Annotated in this window: 12 protein-coding genes and 2 pseudogenes; 10 read left to right on the top strand and 4 right to left on the bottom strand. The window is 57.9% G+C overall.

The features are described from left to right. Positions 1-46 precede the first annotated feature (46 nt). The 8 genes and pseudogenes from DVT68_RS06500 to DVT68_RS20670 form a co-directional block, all read left to right on the top strand. Positions 47-877 carry an ABC transporter permease gene (locus DVT68_RS06500; protein WP_114824166.1) on the top strand — a complete coding sequence of 277 codons (831 nt, stop codon included), beginning with the start codon at positions 47-49 and terminating at the stop codon, positions 875-877. Beyond that, a complete protein-coding gene (locus DVT68_RS06495; RefSeq protein ID WP_114824165.1) occupies positions 867-2,258 on the top strand; it encodes an ABC transporter ATP-binding protein in 1,392 nt (463 codons plus the stop codon). The genes DVT68_RS06500 and DVT68_RS06495 overlap by 11 nt, the downstream gene beginning before the upstream one ends. Next, positions 2,255-7,384 carry a glycoside hydrolase family 99-like domain-containing protein gene (locus tag DVT68_RS06490; RefSeq protein ID WP_114824164.1) on the top strand — a complete coding sequence of 1,710 codons (5,130 nt, stop codon included), beginning with the start codon at positions 2,255-2,257 and terminating at the stop codon, positions 7,382-7,384. Before DVT68_RS06495 ends, DVT68_RS06490 begins: the two co-directional genes overlap by 4 nt. Positions 7,385-7,485: 101 nt before the next feature. Next, a complete protein-coding gene (locus DVT68_RS06485; protein ID WP_158543458.1) occupies positions 7,486-8,661 on the top strand; it encodes an acyltransferase family protein in 1,176 nt (391 codons plus the stop codon). 189 nt (positions 8,662-8,850) lie between these two features. After that, entirely contained in the window at positions 8,851-9,267 is a 417-nt protein-coding gene (locus DVT68_RS06480; protein WP_147281677.1) for a hypothetical protein, read from the top strand. A gap of 68 nt (positions 9,268-9,335) precedes the next feature. Continuing rightward, positions 9,336-10,295 (top strand): phytanoyl-CoA dioxygenase family protein, encoded by a 960-nt coding sequence (locus tag DVT68_RS06475; protein WP_114824161.1) that lies wholly within the window; start codon positions 9,336-9,338, stop codon positions 10,293-10,295. A 340-nt stretch (positions 10,296-10,635) separates the two neighbouring features. After that, positions 10,636-11,505 (top strand): class I SAM-dependent methyltransferase, encoded by an 870-nt coding sequence (locus DVT68_RS20260; RefSeq protein ID WP_147281676.1) that lies wholly within the window; start codon positions 10,636-10,638, stop codon positions 11,503-11,505. A 198-nt stretch (positions 11,506-11,703) separates the two neighbouring features. Continuing rightward, a pseudogene (locus DVT68_RS20670) lies at positions 11,704-12,034 on the top strand (transposase); the annotation flags it as partial. A gap of 11 nt (positions 12,035-12,045) precedes the next feature. Here the strand turns inward: DVT68_RS20670 and DVT68_RS20665 are convergent. Then, a pseudogene (locus DVT68_RS20665) lies at positions 12,046-12,297 on the bottom strand (transposase); the annotation flags it as partial. 470 nt (positions 12,298-12,767) lie between these two features. Between DVT68_RS20665 and DVT68_RS06460 the strand changes: the two are divergent. Beyond that, complete coding sequence (locus tag DVT68_RS06460) at positions 12,768-13,367, top strand: hypothetical protein (protein WP_147281675.1); 600 nt, start codon at positions 12,768-12,770, stop codon at positions 13,365-13,367. Positions 13,368-13,376: 9 nt separating this feature from the next. After that, positions 13,377-14,930: a hypothetical protein gene (locus DVT68_RS06455; protein ID WP_147281674.1), complete on the top strand. Its 1,554-nt coding sequence runs from the start codon at positions 13,377-13,379 to the stop codon at positions 14,928-14,930. A gap of 169 nt (positions 14,931-15,099) precedes the next feature. On the opposite strand, the gene DVT68_RS06450 is transcribed toward DVT68_RS06455, so the two are convergent. From DVT68_RS06450 to DVT68_RS06440, 3 genes are all read right to left on the bottom strand, one after another. After that, on the bottom strand, positions 15,100-16,734 hold the full coding sequence (locus tag DVT68_RS06450; protein ID WP_114824156.1) for an ArnT family glycosyltransferase: 1,635 nt from the start codon (positions 16,732-16,734) through the stop codon (positions 15,100-15,102). A gap of 83 nt (positions 16,735-16,817) precedes the next feature. After that, entirely contained in the window at positions 16,818-17,213 is a 396-nt protein-coding gene (locus DVT68_RS06445; RefSeq protein WP_114824155.1) for a GtrA family protein, read from the bottom strand. Beyond that, entirely contained in the window at positions 17,210-18,502 is a 1,293-nt protein-coding gene (locus tag DVT68_RS06440) for an NAD(P)/FAD-dependent oxidoreductase (protein WP_199535997.1), read from the bottom strand. The genes DVT68_RS06445 and DVT68_RS06440 overlap by 4 nt, the downstream gene beginning before the upstream one ends. Positions 18,503-18,524 lie beyond the last annotated feature (22 nt).

The raw sequence follows: 18,524 nt of genomic DNA, 5'->3' as shown, positions 1-18,524 counted from the left end.
GGTCGTATACGCCATACCGATTTCACCTTTGTTCGGAGTAAGTTTAGTGGATCCGCATTCGGCACAGGCATCGTCACCATTGGCGATGGCCAGGACCATTTGGGCGCATCGGGCGCTAATTTGGCAAATGACGACACGCGAAGTGTTGGGACGCTATCGCGGGTCCTTTCTTGGGCTTGCTTGGTCCTTTTTCAATCCGCTCCTGATGCTCTTGGTGTATACGTTTGTATTCACTACTGTATTCCATGCCCGCTGGGGTGGAGCCGGCGAAACCGGCAAGGCCAACTTTGCAATTGTGCTATTCGTGGGAATGATCGTTTACACGATATTTTCGGACAGTATCAATCGGGCGCCTACACTCATTGTTTCCAATGTCAGTTATGTAAAGCGGGTGGTATTTCCTCTCGAAATCATGCCGGTGATTGGCATGGGGGCATCGCTGTTTCACTGCTTCATCAGCCTGCTTGTGTGGTTGGGGGCCTACCTCGTGTTGGTGGGAATCCCTCATCCGACGGCGCTGTTGTTGCCGTTGGTTATCCTGCCCTTCTCGCTGGGTATCCTCGGTGTCAGCTGGTTCTTGGCTTCGCTGGGCGTGTTCATGCGCGACGTAGCACAGACGACTGGCATCATCACCACGGCGCTGATGTTCCTGGCTCCCGTGTTCTATTCGGTCGACAACCTGCCGGAGGGCTTCAAGGGCATCATCTTGGCCAACCCTTCCACCTTCATTATCGAGCAGTCTCGCGCCGTGCTGGTTTGGGGACGGATGCCGGACTGGTTCGGTCTGGGCATCTATGCCGTGGTGAGTCTGGGCATTGCCTGGTTGGGATTCTGGTGGTTCCAGAAGACGCGTAAGGGGTTTGCAGATGTCCTCTGAAGCCAATGCCATTGAAATCTGCGGTATCAGTAAATCGTTTCCGGTTTACGAGCGTCCGCACCATCGTCTGTGGCAAATGCTTTCAAGGCGCAACAAACAGCGTTGGTACAACGAGTTCGTTGCTTTGAAGAGCATCGATTTCACCATAGCGCGAGGCGAGACACTTGGCGTCGTCGGTCGCAATGGCTCGGGAAAATCGACGCTCCTGCAGATCATTTGCGGCACGCTCACTCCAAGTGCCGGCGAAGTGCAGGTCAATGGTCGTGTGGCGGCGCTATTGGAGCTTGGTTCGGGGTTTAATCCTGAATTCACTGGTCGCGAGAACGTTTACCTGAATGGCATGGTTCTGGGCCTCCAGCGTGAGGAGATCGACGAGCGCTTCGAGGATATCGCCGCATTCGCGGAAATCGGCGATTTCATGGATCGTCCGGTACGCACGTATTCGAGCGGCATGTACGTGCGACTTGCCTTTGCGGTGGCAATTAACGTCGATCCAGACATCCTTATCGTCGACGAAGCCCTCTCGGTCGGTGACGAAGCGTTCCAGCGCAAGTGCTTCGCGAGAATTAATCGAATCCGCGAAAACGGGGCCACCATCCTGTTTGTGTCCCATTCGGCAAGTACCGTCATTGAATTGTGTGACCGCGCCGTGTTGTTGGATGGGGGGGAGTTGCTCGCGGTAGGTACTCCCAAGCACGTGGTTTCGCGTTACCAGAAGCTGTTGTACTCACCCTCGGACAAGGTGGCCTCGATCCGTTCGGCGATCAAGCTGGAGTCTCAGCGGGGTGCAGGGGCGCCGGACCTGGCGGCCACGCAGCCTGTGGCGATGCTGGCGCCCGAGGCTCTGGGTAGTACCGAGCAGTGCGACGAGGACGAGTCTTACCTGGAGCCTGGCATGGTGCCCAAGAGCACCTTCCATTACGACCCGGTAGGAGCAGCGATCCGCGATCCGCACATCGAGACGGAAAGTGGGCGAAGGGTCAACGTACTAAAGGTGGGTAGGGATTACGTATACACCTATCGCGTCAGATTCAGTCAGGCCGCCACCGCCATCCGTTGCGGCATGCTGATCAAGACCATTACTGGGCTGGAGCTTGCCGGCAGCGTGACGTCTTGGACGGGAGACAATCTGCCTTATATCTCAGCGGACGGTGAGATTGAGGTGCGGTTTCGATTCCGTTGCGCTTTTGCCTCGGGGAGTTACTTTCTCAATGCGGGCGTACAGGGGCGCCTGGGCGAGGAGGAGGTGTACCTCGATCGGTGGATTGATGCGGCCATGTTCAAGGTCATACACGAACCGGGCCGACTGGCGACGACGACCATGGATTTGGACATTACCCCTGAAATCAACGCCGAAGGCGTTGCAATGGTTATTTCATGATTTCCAATCACGGCGTACAGAAGCGCGCACTACTCGTACTGGGCATGCATCGCAGCGGCACGTCTGCGGTGACGCGTCTCGTCAACCTTCTGGGTCTCGAACTTGGCCAGAACTTGGTAACCCCCGCCAGCGATAATCCGGAGGGTTTCTGGGAGCATGCCGAAGCAGTTGAAATTAATGAGGAGCTGCTGAAAAGGCTGGATCGCACTTGGTACGACATGCGCGAGATGCCTGTAGGCTGGCTGGACAGCGAGCCGGCCAAGGATGCGCTTGCACGCATCGAGCTGTTGATTCAGCGAGAGTTTGCGTCCTCCTCGGCGATCGCCATCAAGGATCCCCGCATCTGTCTGACGGCACCGATCTGGATCAGTGCCTTGCAGTCAGCCGGCTACGCGGTGGACTGCCTTTTCGTAGTGCGTGACCCACGTGAAGTTGTCGAGTCGCTCCACGTTCGCAATCAGTGGGCTCGCGAACCCCTGTTCCTCATGTGGGCGCAGTACCTGCTCCAGGCTGAGTCCACTTCGCGGGATTGTCCCCGCACCATGGTCACCTATGACCAGCTGCTCACCGATTGGCGGGGGCAGGTTGATCGCATTGCGCAGCATCTTGCGATTTCCTGGCCTTGCCCAGTAGAGCAGGCGGCGGAAGATGTCGACGACTTCCTCAAGAAGGGGCGGCGCCATCATGTCGCGGTAACCGATGGAGCCAAATTGGCTGGTCTGGCTACGACTCCCCCATTTGTCTCGCAGCTCTATGAGGACTGCCTCAGGCTTTCCGAAGATGACCTGAGTTGGGAGGTTATTTCAAACGCCGGCAAGCACTTTCACGCAGTTGCCAGCGTGTATGGCAGCCATGTCGATGCGCTCACCAAAGAGCGCTGGACGGCCGAAGGGCGCGCCATCTTCGCTGAAACTCGGCTGGCCGAAAGCACGGATTTCCTGGATCAATCGATTGAAAGAAATCGCGACATCCTGTCGTCCCAGTTGGATGCCACCTTTGCGAGCGTATCGCATAGAATTGACGACTTGACTCGCCTTGTGGCGGAACTGCAGGAGGGGCAGGCTCTGTTGAAGGAAATAATGCCGGTGGAAGGGCATGGCCGCTTGGCCGCCCTTGAAACCATCGTGGAAGAATTTTCGTTATGGGCGCGAACCAATCGACATGTAGCGCAAGCTCATGCGGATGGACAGCATTCTGCGCTTGTCGAAATAGCGGAGCAGTTTCGGCACCAGGCCAGCAACCAGGACCGGCTGATAACGCTGCTCGCCCAGCAGGGCGAAAAGGCTGCAACGCAAAATAGCGACGCGTTGTGCGCGTTGACTGACAAAATTGATTCACTGCACCAAGACCTTGGGCGTCAACAAGAGCTGTCGGGGGCGTTGAATCATGAGTTGAGCGAAAGGCTGGCCTCCATCGACACGGATATCGAAGGCAAGTTCGACGATCTTCGGCAGCAGTTGAAAGAGCAGCTCGAACGCGAGGAGTACATCGATGCGCGGGTAACTGAGCGCCTGGATACTCTCGACGCGGACATTCAACGCAAGCTGGAAGATTTGCAGGGAGTGCTGGATTCCAAGGACAGCAAGCTTCAGGCGTTGTCCGGCGAGCTTGCCGACAGCCAGGCGCAAATCGGGGATCTGCTCGCTTCTACCAGCTGGCGGATTACCGCGCCAATCCGGTGGGTGCGTGGAGCGCTCTCCCCCCGTGCCTGGAAGCGAATGGTCGGGCGCAGCGTCAAGTACGCATACGACAAACTGCCGATGTCCACCGAGGCTCGCTTGAAGGTGAAGGGTCGCCTATTTCGCGCGACGGCTCCGTTGCTTCGCAATACGCGCAGCCATCGAGCCTGGAGGGCGTTTGAGGAGCGGCGCGCCGCTGCCCTGGCCATGCAGCCCCCCTTTACCGCGGAGCCGCCTGCAAGGACGGCACTGGATCCTGCGCTTGCAGCGGGTGAAGGCGGCCGGGCTGAACACCTGCTCTCACATGTGTATTCGCTGGCCGACAATATCCCGAGCAACGAGTACGTCGCGCTGGACGATCGGCCTGCGGATCTGCAACGCATTGATGTGCGCGCTATAGCGTTCTATTTGCCCCAATTCCACCCGATTCCCGAGAACGACGAGTGGTGGGGACGGGGTTTTACCGAATGGACGAACGTATCCAAGGCAGCGCCCCAGTTCGTTGGCCATTACCAGCCTCACCTACCGGGCGAGCTGGGTTTTTATGATCTGCGAGTGGTCGATGTGATGCGCAGGCAGGTCGAGTTGGCCCGGCACTACGGCTTGCAAGGCTTCTGCTTCCACTACTACTGGTTTGCGGGTCGGCGTCTGCTCGAGCGCCCGCTGGAACAGTTCCTTGCCCACAAGGATATTGATTTTCCATTCTGCATTTGCTGGGCGAACGAGAACTGGACGCGTCGCTGGGATGGACTGGATCAGGAGGTTCTCATCGGTCAGAACTATTCGCCGGAGGATGATCAGGCCTTCATTACGGCGTTGGAGCCCTTGCTACGCGACCCGCGCTACATCCGTGTGAATGGCCGGCCGCTGATCGTGCTTTATCGTCCGTCGATCCTGCCCGACGCCGCGGCCACGCTGCAGCGCTGGCGTGAGCACTGCCGAAAGGTCGGTATTGGCGAGTTGTTCCTTGCCATGGTGCAGTTCGACGTCGAGGATCCGCGCACCTTCGGTTTTGATGCGGCGATCGAATTCCCGCCCCACAAGCTGGCACGCAATCTCGATGCAATCAATGACCACCTGCAAATCATCAATCCGAACTATTCCGGTCATGTGATTGACTACGGAACCGTCGTCCAGCGTGCGCGAAATCACGGAGTGCCGGCGTACAACATGATTCGCGGCGTTTTCCCGTCCTGGGACAATGAGGCGCGCAAGCCCGGACGCGGCTACACGTTCGCCAACGCCACGCCGCAGCGCTATCGCGAATGGTTGGATGTCGCCACCGATTACGCCCGCTCCCATCCCGTCGCTGGGGAAAGCCTGGTCTTCATCAATGCCTGGAACGAATGGGCCGAAGGCGCACACCTCGAACCGGACAGGCGCTTCGGCTACGCCTTCCTGCAACAGACGCGCGATGCGTTGCTGCACCAGACGACTGATGTCGTATCGAAAAAGCGTATCGTCATCGTGTCCCATGACGCACACCCGCATGGTGCGCAATTACTGGCGCTGCACATGGCGCGTGCCTTGGGGCAGACCTTCAAGTTTGAAGTGGATCTGATACTGCTTGGGGAGGGACGACTTGCCGGCGATTTTTCTCGCTGGGCGATAGTGCATGATCTCAGCGGGAAGGATCCGCAGGGGGAGGAGGCCGTTCACCTCGCGGAAATGCTCTACCGCGCCGGAGCGCGCCAGGTCATCGCCAACACAACAGTGGCGGGCTTGCTGGTGAAGACGCTTAAGCGTGCGGGCATGACGGTGGTGAGTTTGGTGCACGAACTCTCCGGCATGATCGAGAGCAACAAGCTTGAAGCACATGCGCAAACGATCGCCGAGTACGCAGATCGGGTGGTATTCCCGGCCGAGCAAGTGCGCCGCGAATTCGCGCGGAGCGCCAACGTGCCGAGCGAAAAGACAGTCATTCGACCTCAGGGACTGTACAAGCTCAATCGCTTTGCGTCTCCGGATGGTCGAAGGCAGGCACGGCAGCAACTTCGCCAGCAGCTGGGTATCGACTCCGACACAAAGATCGTCCTGTGCGTCGGTTATGCCGATCATCGCAAGGGAGTCGATCTGTTCGTGGAATCTGGCATTCGGCTCATGCGGCAACGCGCTGATGTTCACTATGTGTGGGTAGGACATGCCGACGTGCGCCTGCAGCCGCAAATCGAAGATATCATCGCCGCGTCGGGGCTGGTTGACCGTTTCCACTTTGTGGGTTTGCAGTCCGATACGGACGTCTATTACGCGGGTGCTGATATTTATGCACTGACATCGCGCGAAGATCCTTTCCCGTCGGTCGTCATGGAATCGCTGCAGGTAGGCGTGCCGGTGGTCGGCTTCAAGGACGCCGGTGGTTTCACTGAGTTGCTCGGCCAGGGTGGCGGCCGGCTGGTACCCATGGAGAACGTGGGGCTGCTGACCTCGGCCATCGCGGATCTGATAACCAACGAGATGCTGTCTCGCGCCGAGGGGGAAAAAGGCCGCGCTCTGGTCGAAACGGACTACTGCTTCCGCAGCTATCTGTTTGACCTGCTAGAGATGGCCGGTGCACCGTTGCCCAAGGTGTCGGTGGTTGTGCCGAACTACAATTATGCTGGTTATATCGCCTCGCGTATTGATTCGGTCCTGAATCAGCGGGTGCCGTTTTATGAGTTGATCGTCCTCGACGACGCTTCGACGGACGATAGTGTACAGGTCATCGAGAGATTGGCGGCCGATCGAGGCATCCACATCAGGCTCGTTCGTAACAGGCGAAACTCCGGATCGGTCTTCAAGCAGTGGGAGAAGGGAGTCGAGCTGGCTCGCGGCGAATTCATCTGGATTGCCGAAGCTGACGACCTGGCCGAACCAGATTTTCTATCGGCGCTGCTTGAAAGCATAAGGGATCCGGAGATCGTCATGGCCTACTGTCAGTCCAAGCAGATCGACGGCGGTGGCCGTCTGTTGGCCAAGAACTACACGGATTACACCAGTGACGTGTCTTCGGATGCTTGGGTCAAGCCCTATCGTCAATCGGGGCAGAACGAGATCGTGCGGCACCTGGCGATCAAGAACACCGTGCCGAATGTTAGTGCCGTGCTGTTCCGGCGGGACGTATTGAGGTCTGCCATGGCCCGTGAACGGAAGAACCTGGAAGGCTTTCGTGTGGCCGGCGATTGGCTGGTCTACCTGTCCGTGCTGGAGCAGGGGGAGGTCGCTTTCGTCGCGGAAGGGCTCAACCTGCATCGGCGGCACCAGACGAGCGTCACGATCGGCGGTGACAGCCGGCCCCACATGAAGGAGATTCTCCGCATGCAGCGCCTGGTGAGGTCGCGTTACGTGGTTCCAGAGGAGGTCTTGGCGAAGGCCGATGCTTACGTTCGCTCGCTTTGCGATTATTTCGATCTCTCTGCAGAAGAGGCGGGGAGGTTGCAAGCCCAGGTGGAGCAAGAGTCGATTCAATAAAGCGCATGCCCGTGAGCCAAGGCACGGGCCTTGACTGTTGTATCGTTTGAATGGGATATCGACGCGGGACCATGACGGTCCCGCGATGTGCGAGGCATGTAATGGCAAACACAACATCAAGCGCTTCGGCCGCAACCTCGCGATCCGCAATGCGCCTAGATTTTCTGGACGCGCTACGAGGACTGGCTGCGGCCTACGTGGTCGTGTTCCACATGATTTTGATTTCCAACCCAAATCTGGATGTGCCGGCCTGGGGACATTTGGTTGCCTTCAACGGCGGCACCGGTGTGACATTGTTTTTTGTCATCAGCTCGTTTTCGTTGTTCTACACGATGCCTGCGAGAGAGAAGGAGCGCTGGCCATGGCTGAGCTACGCACTGCATCGGTTTTTCCGCATTGCTCCTCTTTTCTATCTGTGGATCGTGCTGACAATAATTCGGGACCACTACGTTTATCAGGCGACGCATACATGGGGGATGATCCTGGCCAGCGGATCATTTCTGTTCAATTTCATTCCTATGCACCAGGAAGGCTTTGTCTGGGCCAGTTGGACGATCGGCGTGGAGATGCTGTTCTACGTCGTATTTCCGTTCGTCTATCTGCGAACGAAGAATGTCTGGCAGGCCATCTCGTTCCTGCTGGCGTCCATGCTAGTGTGGTGGGCGTGCGACTTGGTCCTCAGTTACCTGAATATATCGGCGCAAGCCTTGGCGTCGTATCGGCAGTGGTTCTTTCCGAAATTCCTGCCTGAGTTCGCCTTCGGTGCCATTGCCTTTTTCATAGTGCAAAAGGCCCTTCCGTGGTCCCATGAGCGACCGGCGACTGCTTCTTCCGTTGGAATGATGATGTTGCTGGCGGCGGCCTTCATGTATTTGTCGGTGCTCGACGGGGTCGGCTACTTTGGGTTGCCTGATCCGAGGTATGCGAAAGCGCTATGTTGCTTCTTGGCGGTGCTGGCACTTTCGGTCCGCCCCGTCGGCCTGCTGGTCAACGGCTTGACTCGGTTGATGGGCAAGGTCAGCTATTCGATGTATTTGAATCATCCGACCCTGGTGTTCTTCCTGGGTCCGGTCTACAGGTGGATCTATGGCCACGTCGGTAGCATGAGCGTGGCATTCGTAGCGAGCTGCGTGTTGACTTACGCGATTCTCATTCCGTTATCGGTGCTGACCTACAATTTGATCGAGCGTCCCGGCATGAAGCTTGGCAAGAGGTGCTATGCCTGGCTTGAACGGCGATACGCCGTCATTGGGCCAATTGTTCAGCAGGCCCACTGAGCACCAGTGGGCAAATCGATAATTGGAGTGAGGGTGATGAGAACGTGGAATAGAAAGTCTGTTTTGGCGGTGGTATGTCTCGCATCTAGTGCGCTCGTGGGTTGTCACGAACCAAATCAGACCGCACAGGTCGGCCAGCAGAAGCGGGCGGACCAAAAGGCGGAGGCAGCGGCTACCGTGCAGGGTGACGTGAAGTCCGAGGCTCTGGCTGCTTATCAGCCGGGGAGCGATGTTGGGGAGTTGAAGACCTGCAATATCGAACGCCTGGATAGCGCCGTTTTCCAAGGTCAGAAGATTGCCGTGTCAAGCGCAAAGCCGGTTCACTTCTCTGGGTGGATTGCCGCGCCGCAGGTAGCGTCCCCCCGCTACGTGATTCGTTTTGAGGACAAGGCGTCTTCCCGTTTCTTTGAGAAGGCCATTGTGCCGTCCATTGATCGCCCGGATGTGGAGGCGGACTTGGGGCAAAAGGCTGCGCATGCTGGCTTTACGGTCGAGTTGGACCTGAAAGGCCTGCCTGCGGCGGATTACCATGTTTACCTAGCTGTTGCCGATGGAGGCTCACTAAGTGCGTGTGACAACGGTCGCATGGTGGCAGTTGGTCCTTAAAGTTGAAAGACGCGACGGTGATGTGCTGCGCCTTAAGCGGCTAACCGCTGCGCACAGGGAGGAATTGAATGAAGCTGTTTACGAAAGATGACTGGATGTCGAGCCGCACCTGGATCGATCTCGACGGAGCTGACGTTAGCGGATACCTGGCGAAAGTTTCGGACCGCGCGGGTCACGACCTGGAACAAAAGCTTAGCGACTGGCATAGCCGCGGTGTTGTGATTTTCGAGCGTGCTGTGGACTCCGCCTTGATCGAAGCCTTGCTCAATGACGTGGAGTATCTGCGCAGGCATCATCGGGACTTCGAGCTCAGCGCTGAAATCAAGGGCGTTCAAAAAGACATTGCCACGTTTACCGACGAAGAGCTTGATTCGGATGGAGTCAAGTTCAACAGCATCCATTCCATCTCCCGGGCGGCGGGCCAATTGAGCTTGACGCCGGTGGTGACAGAGTTCCTCGAGCACGTCTTTGGTTCGCCCGCCTGTGCCTTGCAATCGCTAACGTTCTATCGTGGCAGTCAACAGCCGGCGCATGTGGATTATCCGTATGTGCGATGCCAGACCAAGTTGGCACACTTGGCTGCCAGTTGGATACCGCTCGAGGATATCCATCCCGACTCCGGTCCCCTTGCCTACTATCCCGGTTCTCACCAGCCGGAAGTCTCGGGATTCTTCGACTGGGGCCAAGGGAGCATTCTGCTGGAGCCGGCTAGCGTCAGGACCCCCATCGAATTCTCGAGGTACCTTGAGGGAAGAGTCCAGGAGGCGGCCATTGCGCCGGAAGTCTTCCTTCCAAAGCGAGGTGACGTGCTCATTTGGCACGGCAATTTGATTCATGAGGGTACGGCCATCAACAACCCGGCGCTTACCCGCAAGTCTTATGTCACGCACTACACCTCGTTGAGCGCCTACCCGAAGGAGCATCGGCGACCGAATGGCGACGGGTTGACGCTAAATGGCGGCTTCGCGTATGACTATCCATGGTTGCCGCTGGACCGGAATCAGTTGCCCAGTTCGAGTGCACGATGAAGTCGACTAAGTTCGCTGGCAGCCAAGGAGCGTTTCGCAGGCTGCCGGCGGTTGAGTCAGAGGTCCAGCGGTTCGCCGGTGAATTTCTACTGGGATGTACGCTTCGATGGGGGCGCTGTGAGCCCCACAAGGGAGAAAGAGCTGGATCTTCTAGCGGTCCTTCAGAGGTTGCGGCTGGTCCCGATGACCGCTGATGGGTAGATGTCGATAGCTGGGGCGCACCGCCAGTTCGATCTGACCCGTCACCAAATTGAAGTGGCCACTCTTGCCAAATTGGTGGGTATGTCGTGTCCGAACACGGCCGCCTGAATATCTTTTTTCACTGCGCGTGGGGGAAGACATGATTCATTGGCTTGAGGGACGCGAACAGTTCCAGGCGTTTGCCGATCAGTGTGCGCGTCTGAGAGTAGCTTCTGAGGAATGGCTTTCCACGATCGATTCAGTTAATGGTTACTGTGTGTGTTGTGAGCGCGTGACCACGATGCAGATTCGGAGTGGTGCAATGCTTGGTCACCTCCCGAATCTGAGGGAGGGCCTTCTTTGTAGCGACTGCGGTTTATCTAATCGGTGCCGGTTGATTTACAAGGCAGTTGTTGAGGAGATGCATGGTGATAATGCCGGTGCCAAATCCATTCTCTTGCTTGAGAGGGTAACTCCACTTTACGCAAGGCTGGCTAATCATTTTCCTGATCTGATCGGAAGTGAGTACCTTGGTCCTGGGCATCAAGGGGGGGGGGAATATCCATGCGGCCCGGAGACTTCAGTCCGACATGAGTCACTGGTCTCACTAAGCTTTGCAAATAACAGTCTCCGATTGCTTGTTCACAACGATATTCTTGAGCATATTCCTGATTACCGCCAAGCTATTAGTGAGAGCCATCGTGCGCTAATCGTTGGTGGAGCGACGATTTTCACCTGTCCATTTTTCGTGGAAAGAGAAGAGACACTTATTCGGGCAAGAATGAACGAGGATGGCACTCTTCGTCACTTCGAAACACCCGAATTCCACGGCGATCCATTGAATTCGAGTGAAGGTATTCTCGCTTTTTATCACCACGGCTGGGATTTGCTCGACGATCTTCGCGCTGCAGGATTTCGAGACGTAAAGCTTGGGGTCACTTATGATGTTTTTGCGGGGTTCGTTTCCAATAATTTCCCAGGCGGGGGTTACGGGTTAATGCTTCCCATCCTTATTCGTGCGCGCAAGTAAGGTATACGCTTACGACGCGAGTATTTTCATGGCTGGATTGTCTGGAAGCTATGGACATGAGCGAGCCGCATCGGCATCGCTTGCCGCAGCGATGGCAGCTCTTTCGGCGCGCCCATCCGTATTTGGCGGCTAGACTGCGAATCCGATGTGAATCACCCCGGGTTTCCGAGAGGCTGCCAGCTTTGCGAATCTGGATTCATGAAAACGCCGAAGTTCTTACCCGGGGTGCGAGAGCGAGCGGCGAGGATGGTGCTGGAGCACTGGACGGAGTACTCCTTGTGTGGGCGGCAATCCTGTCGATTGCGCCGAAGATGGGTTGTACACCGCAGACCTTATGTAACTGGGTGCGTCGGCATGACCGGGACCAAGGACTACGCCCGGGTCTCGCCACGGCCGATCGCGAGCGCATCAAGCAACTGGAGCGGGAGATTCGCGAGCTCTGCCAGGTCAATGAGATCCCGCGCAAGGCCAGCGCGTATTGTGCCCAGGCAGAGCTCGATCGCCGGTTCAAGCCATGAAAATATTCGTCCGCGAGGTGTCGAGTACGCCCTGAAGCATCGCTTTGTCCAAGCTCAAGGCAACGACCAACTGCTTGAGTTTGCGGCTCTCTTCCTCCAGTTGGCGCCGCCCGCGTAGATCGGACACCCCCAAACCGGCAAACTTTTCGCGCCAGGCGTAAAAGGCCGCCTGTGAGACGCCCATCTTCCGGGATATCTTTTCCACGGACCTGCCGCCCTCGGCATGCTTCAGGGCAACAACCATCTGCTCTTCGGTGAAATTGGTCTTCTTGATAGCGACGGGCCCCCTTGGGGCCAAAGTGTCGCCGAATTTTTTCTTCTGCGCGGGCCTAGTTAGCGATAGGACGTCACGCGGCATACGACCCATCTTCGGTGCAATCGACAGGATCGCCGCCCACTGTGAGGGGCACACCGTCTGATGCTCCAGCACCATTCTTACCTCTCGTCCTCGTGAATCAGGGGCGAACTTCGGTGTTTTCATGACTCCAGCCTCACAAAGGATGGAGCCTCTCGGAAACCTGAGGCGGTTCAATCTCAATACAGCCCAGTTCGAGCTTGCCCATGTCACATACACTGGAGCGCTCGATTCGGAGCAGGAGCACACCTGCCATTGGCGCAATCTGGTTGCGGGTGGCTGGGGCTAGGATCAACAGGCTGGAATGTCAGCGAACAACGCGATGGCCTGTCCCATGCATGTAAAATTTCAGTCGATCGAAGGTTCGTCAAGTGAAAATAGGGGAAATGATGTCATTTAACGATGGGCGCTCGAACTCGCTTCGTGAGTCGAAGATCGGCCTCACAGTGCTCATGATCCTGTTTGTGAGTGTCGCCGGTTCACGTGGGCTCGCTACCAGGAAAGTAGGTGATTCCGCGCTACCCCCTGTACATGCGGCGGGGATCGAGTTGCGTGCACTTTCGCCGCTGCCACTTTCCCCCGCAAGCCAGTCGTTGCCGTTTCATGGTGTCGCCAGTTGCAACCTCGGCTACATCGCTGGACGCAAATTCGGACCAGGCGATGAAACGGTTTCCTCGGGCGTCGTGGGCCTTGGGGGCTGGGTCGTTGATGAGGTGAACCATAGAGTTCCATCGGAAGCCAACCTGGTCTTCTTCGATGATCAGGCGGGACAAGGGTTCAGCATTTCCGTCACCAATTGGCTGACGAGGCCGGATGTCCAGGACAGTCACGGAGGTTTAGCCGCCTTTCGAAAGCCGGGTTTCGTCGAAGAAGCGGATCTTGCCTACCTGCCGGTCGGTAGATACCACGTTTACATGACGTTTAACGCGGGTAATTGGACCTACACGTGCGACAACGGTCGTTTCATCAATTTGATCCATGGGCGCTGACGGGGCGGCATGAATATCTCCATCAATCAAGACGGCCTGATTCAGCGTAGTCGCTGGTGGATTGAAAGAGGCTTTTTGCTGTTGGGTGTCGGCTTCTGCATTTTCCAACTGGCGCTTAGTTGGAACGCGCCGATTTCCGAGCAATACGCTTTCCGCCAGGCCCAGACGGCGATCAGTGTGACGTGGCTGCTCAACGGCAGCGGATGGCTCGACTATCAAACGCCCGTTTTCGGCGCGCCCTGGTCGGTACCTTTCGAGTTTCCCGTGTATCAGTGGCTGGTTGCCCTCATAAAAGAGGTGTTCTGGGGCCTGACGGTGGACCAAGCGGGACGCATTGTCAGCCTGTCGTTCACGCTGGCCTGCCTGTGGCCTCTACGCCGCCTCACGCGCCATCTGCACAATGGGACCAGCCTTTTCTACGTGATCGGGGCTTTGTTCCTGCTTTCACCGATCTACGCCTTCTGGGCGAGGTCGTTCATGATCGAATCGACGGCCCTGTTCTTCTCGATCTGGTTTCTGGCGGCCCTGCAGGACTACCTGCGTGGCGGCCAATCCGTGTCTGGCTATGTGGAGTTGACGCTGGTTGCAGCGCTGGCCGCACTGGTCAAGGTCACCACGTTCGTCGGCTTCTCACTGGCCGGCTTGATCGTGTTGTGCGTCTACGCCCTGAATACATGGCGTCAAGGCCATGTGCGCGAGGCGATCAAGGCCGTGATCTCTGTTGGCTTCTCGATGTTGATCAGTCTCGTCGTGCTCTGGCTGTGGGTGCGCTACGCCGACGGCCTGAAGTCTGCCAATCCGCTGTCCGCGATGTTTACGGGACAGTCCCTGGAGAGGTGGAACTTCGGCACGCTTCCACAGCGAATGAGCCCGGATCTGCTCCGCGTCGTTGCGATTCGCGGGCCCAACGAGGCCTTGGGTTCATGGCTTGTGCCACTGGTACTGGTCCTGTGGTCGCTCATCAAGCTCAGCCGTGGCAAGATTCGCGTGTGCCTGTGCCTAGTGGGTCTTTACGTAGTGCCGTTTTACATATTCACCAACCTCCATCTGGTCCACCACTACTACCAGCTCGCCAATTCGGTGTTCCTCGTTGCCGCCGTGGGCTACGCCATGGTCAGCCTGGACGAGGCGATGCCTGGCCTGCTGGGCCCCCTGCTGATCGCCGGCGCCGCGCTGGGTTTCTACGGCTACCAGAAGTACTACCTCGACGACGAGCTTCGTGGAAGCCGGGAGCATGAGCTGGCGGTGGCCAGCGAACTGCGCCAGAGCATTCCGGCCAATGACGTGTTCATGGGCTTTGGCCTGGAATGGTCTTCCGAGGTGCCGTACTACGCCGGGCGACGCGCCATTCTGGTGCCGGACCGCACTACAGCGCCCATTCTGCGGGACGTCAAGGATCATCTGGCGACCTATCTTGATGGCCACACGCTGGCCGGCGTAGTGGTTTGCCCGAACGGACTGGCTACCGACGAAGCAAAGAAGAGGGACTACCAGGCCTTGCTGGACAGCGTGACCAGCAACAGGACATCTCAGGTCGTCGGGTATTGCTTACTCTATCGTTGATGGAGGGTTGCGTTTCGGCCGGCGTGCCCGTTCATGCGGGAAGCGGCGAAACGATCATCTAGAAAAAGGGCCTTGTCGTGACGCTTGTTGTTGCCACGCGTCGCGGCCAAGGCCCTTGTGATCTGCATCGCCGCCGATGGCTTGCCTGCGCTCCCTGTCGGCGATGTCATCATGCAGGCCCGTGAGGTGCCAAAGGCAGGGCCGTAGCGGTGCTTGCGCCTGCATCGGCAGCACGGTAGTAGATTTTGCAGTCCGATATGACTGTCTGCTGCATACCTGCCGTAGCGTCGTGCATATAGCTCACATAGGCATCGCGCATATCGGGCATGTCCGCGAGCTTGTTCGGGCATTCCACGATGGCACCCAAGGCGAGCCCTCCGGTGTACTGCGACGGTGCCTGGCGCATGTTGCGCAGCGTTTCCGTCTCGTGCCAATCCGGGAACAGCAGGGCCTTACGCTTGCTGTAGTACGGAACATCCGAAGCCCAGTCCAATCCAAAGCCAACGAACATTGCATCCGATGGCAGCTGCTTGTCGAGGAATGAAGCGACGCGAAGCGCCCGTATGTCGCTCATGTCCTTCCTCATGTCCGGATAGAAGTATCGGTGGAAGCCGAGCAATTCAAAGCCAACCAGGAGTACGAAAACCACCGAACCAAACAGGGGGTTGCGCGACAATCCTTGCCAGGCCACGTAGGCCAATCCCAACACCAGGAAGAGGCCGTTCGCGTACTGGTAATAGTTGTGGACGATATGAAGGTTGGTGAAGATGAGGAACGGTGCCACATAGAGCACGAGCGCCACCCCCAGGCCCGCCATGGCCTTCTTTCCCAGGTAAGCCGCGGCGGCCAGGGCGAGGATCAGTGGCGTAACAGCACCAATGGCTTCCCTAGTGGAACGGCCCCACACCACGTCACGCCACAGTGCGCCGCTCACTCGTTGCGGGAACGTGCCGAAGTTCCATGCGTTGAGATTCGTCGAGGTCAGCACGGCGCCGAGCCTCGATTGCGTTTTCAGCGCGTCGGCGTAGTGCGTCCACATCGCAAGGGTGACGATGGCGATCAGGATGGCAAGCGCCGGCCACAAATATCGCATCATCAGCGCGCTAATCGAGTGAGTGCGCCAGTGCCTGGCAAAGTCGGCCAGGGTGATGATGGCTCCCGCCAGAGCAAAGCCCACGAAGGTAGTGATCTTGACGCAGGACGCCAGGGCGGCGGCGGCGATTAGGCAGCCGACGAGCAGTGTCGAGGGCCGCCGAAAGTAGGCCATCAGAAGACTGACGAAACCGACTGAGAAGAACAGCGCCGTCGATTCGATCATCAGCGCTCGCGACCAGAACAGGTACATCGGCGACAGCACGAGCAAACCGCTCGCCACGAGGAACAGCTTCCTGTCCGCGCCCAACGAGCGAGTGATCGACGCCAGCGGCCAAAGCGTCGCGAGGAAAAAGCCATCGCTCACCAGTCGTCCGACCTGGTCAAGGCTGAAGGGTAGGACGCCGGCGAGTGCGGCCACGAACCACTGGTAAAGGGGGAACTCGAAGGGGATGGTCCAGGGGGCACCCAGCGTAGGCGTCTGGTAGGCGAGCAAGGGGCCGCCGGCATGCAGCCAATAGGCAGAGAGCGCCGTTTGCGTCTGTCGAAAGCCGTGCTGGTCAAGGATCGGCTGGCTCCAGCTCCAGACGAGCGTCAACAGGTTAAAGACAAGGGCAAGGAGCCATACGCCGACGGCCAACCCATTTGCCAACGCGGAATACGGGACGCTGCCCCATGATTTGGCATGATCATGGGATGGCTGCTGCTTCATTCCCTGGTACTTCGGGGAGCTTTCCCGTGTGCTTCCTGCTGTCATTGCGGACTCAATCTACTGAGGGTGGGCCGTAGGCTTCGTTACGAACGCCGAAAGGTGAGGTGCTTGTGCCCCAAGTAACTTGTCACGGTTGGAACGGCTACCCCTACCGCATGTGCGATCGTCTCCAGGTGTTCGTGCAGTCCCATCGCCGGTAGCGCATAGTCGGCCAGCAGCACGCTGATGACGGCCGTCTGCGCGACCGCCGCCAGGTTGACCAGGATGAACCAGTAGACCTGGTTGTGCAGCGAGTTCTGGATCGACGTGAAGACAAACAGCCGGTTGAGCACGAATGCCGTGATCATACCGATCACATAGGCGACGATGATCGCCGGCACGTAAGGCATCCAGCGACTGAGGAGGATGCGCGAGCCAAAGTTGGCAAGCGCTGCCGTACCCCCGGCAAACAGGAACTTGACGAATTGCCGGGACTTCATACGCGGTCTTCAAGCACCGTATCGACCAAACGCTTGGCCACGGCGATGCTCTCGTTGATCGAGCGGTCTTCCGGGTAGTAGTAGGCCGTGTCAGCCATGTACAGGCCTTGCACGGGCGTGCGCATTGACGGAAGCATGTCATAGAAGCCGGGCGGGCAGATGGCCTGCGCGAACTCGTATCGATGGCAGTGGCGTGCCAGCACCCAGCTGGGATCGAATGCCGGATTCAGGCGTGCCAAGTAGCCGATGACCTCGTCGATGAGTTCGTCGTTGCTCTTGGCCCACTTCGGATGCGTCTTGGGCATGTAGAAGGGCGCGTAGAGCACCGAGGGCGTCATCCGGTTGAGGTTGGAGTACTCGATCACTCCCGGGATCTCGATCGCCGGATCGCTGATGTTCATCCAGAAGTTCTCGCTGAGTGGCTTCTTCAGCTTGAGGATGACGCAGGCCACCGGGATGTTCTTGATGTTGCTGATCTGCTGCGCAAGGGCCGGCGGGAGCGTCGGCACGATCTTCGGAACGTATTGAATGGGCGCGGTGGAGATCACGGCATCGCACGGCAGCTCCTGGCCATTCACGACGATGCCGCTGACCTTGCCATCGATCGTGTTGACCCTGTCGATCCCGGACTGCAGGTGGATGCGGCCACCCTTTGCCTCAATGAAGGCCCGCATCTTGTCCAGCAGGATGATGGAGCCACCCTCTAGATACCCCATGGTTTCTTGCATGAGGCTGCGCCGCGACAGCGCCACGCGCTTGATGCGGGTGCCGATCCAGGCCGCGGAGATCTCGTCGCTGTGCTCGAACAGCTTGAGGTCGAACAGACTCTTCCAGAGCACGTTGTAGGCGCGCTCACCTACCCAGCGACGGAGCCAGGACGTTGCCTGGATGCGGTCGTAGGGGCGCCAGTCCTGGATATTCTTGGTGTACATGGCGTGGACGCCATAGCGAAGCTTGCTGATCAAGCCCAGACCCTTGAAGCCGAGCAGGGCGAACGGCGTACCCCACTTGTAAAGCGTGCCATTGTAGAAGAAGCCCATCTTGGTATCGGTCCACTTCAGCGTGTCGCTGAGGCCGAGTTCACCCAGGAGTTCGAAGAGCGGGAAATCGGTCTTGCAGACGAAGTGGTAGTAGCGCTCGATGTCCAGTCCGTCGAAATTGAACGTTGCTGACATACCGCCGATGCGGTCGTCACGCTCGTAGATGTCGACTTCATGGCCCCGCTTGAGCAGTTCCATGGCGGCCATCAAACCCATCGGGCCGGCACCGAGAATGGCGTACTTCATGATCAGATTCCTGGATGGATCGGGT

The organism is Dyella solisilvae (assembly GCF_003351225.1).
GTDB classification, from domain to species: Bacteria; Pseudomonadota; Gammaproteobacteria; order Xanthomonadales; family Rhodanobacteraceae; genus Dyella; species Dyella solisilvae.
Note: the sequence above shows the minus strand (reverse complement) of the source record. Positions and strands in the feature narration are given on the sequence as shown.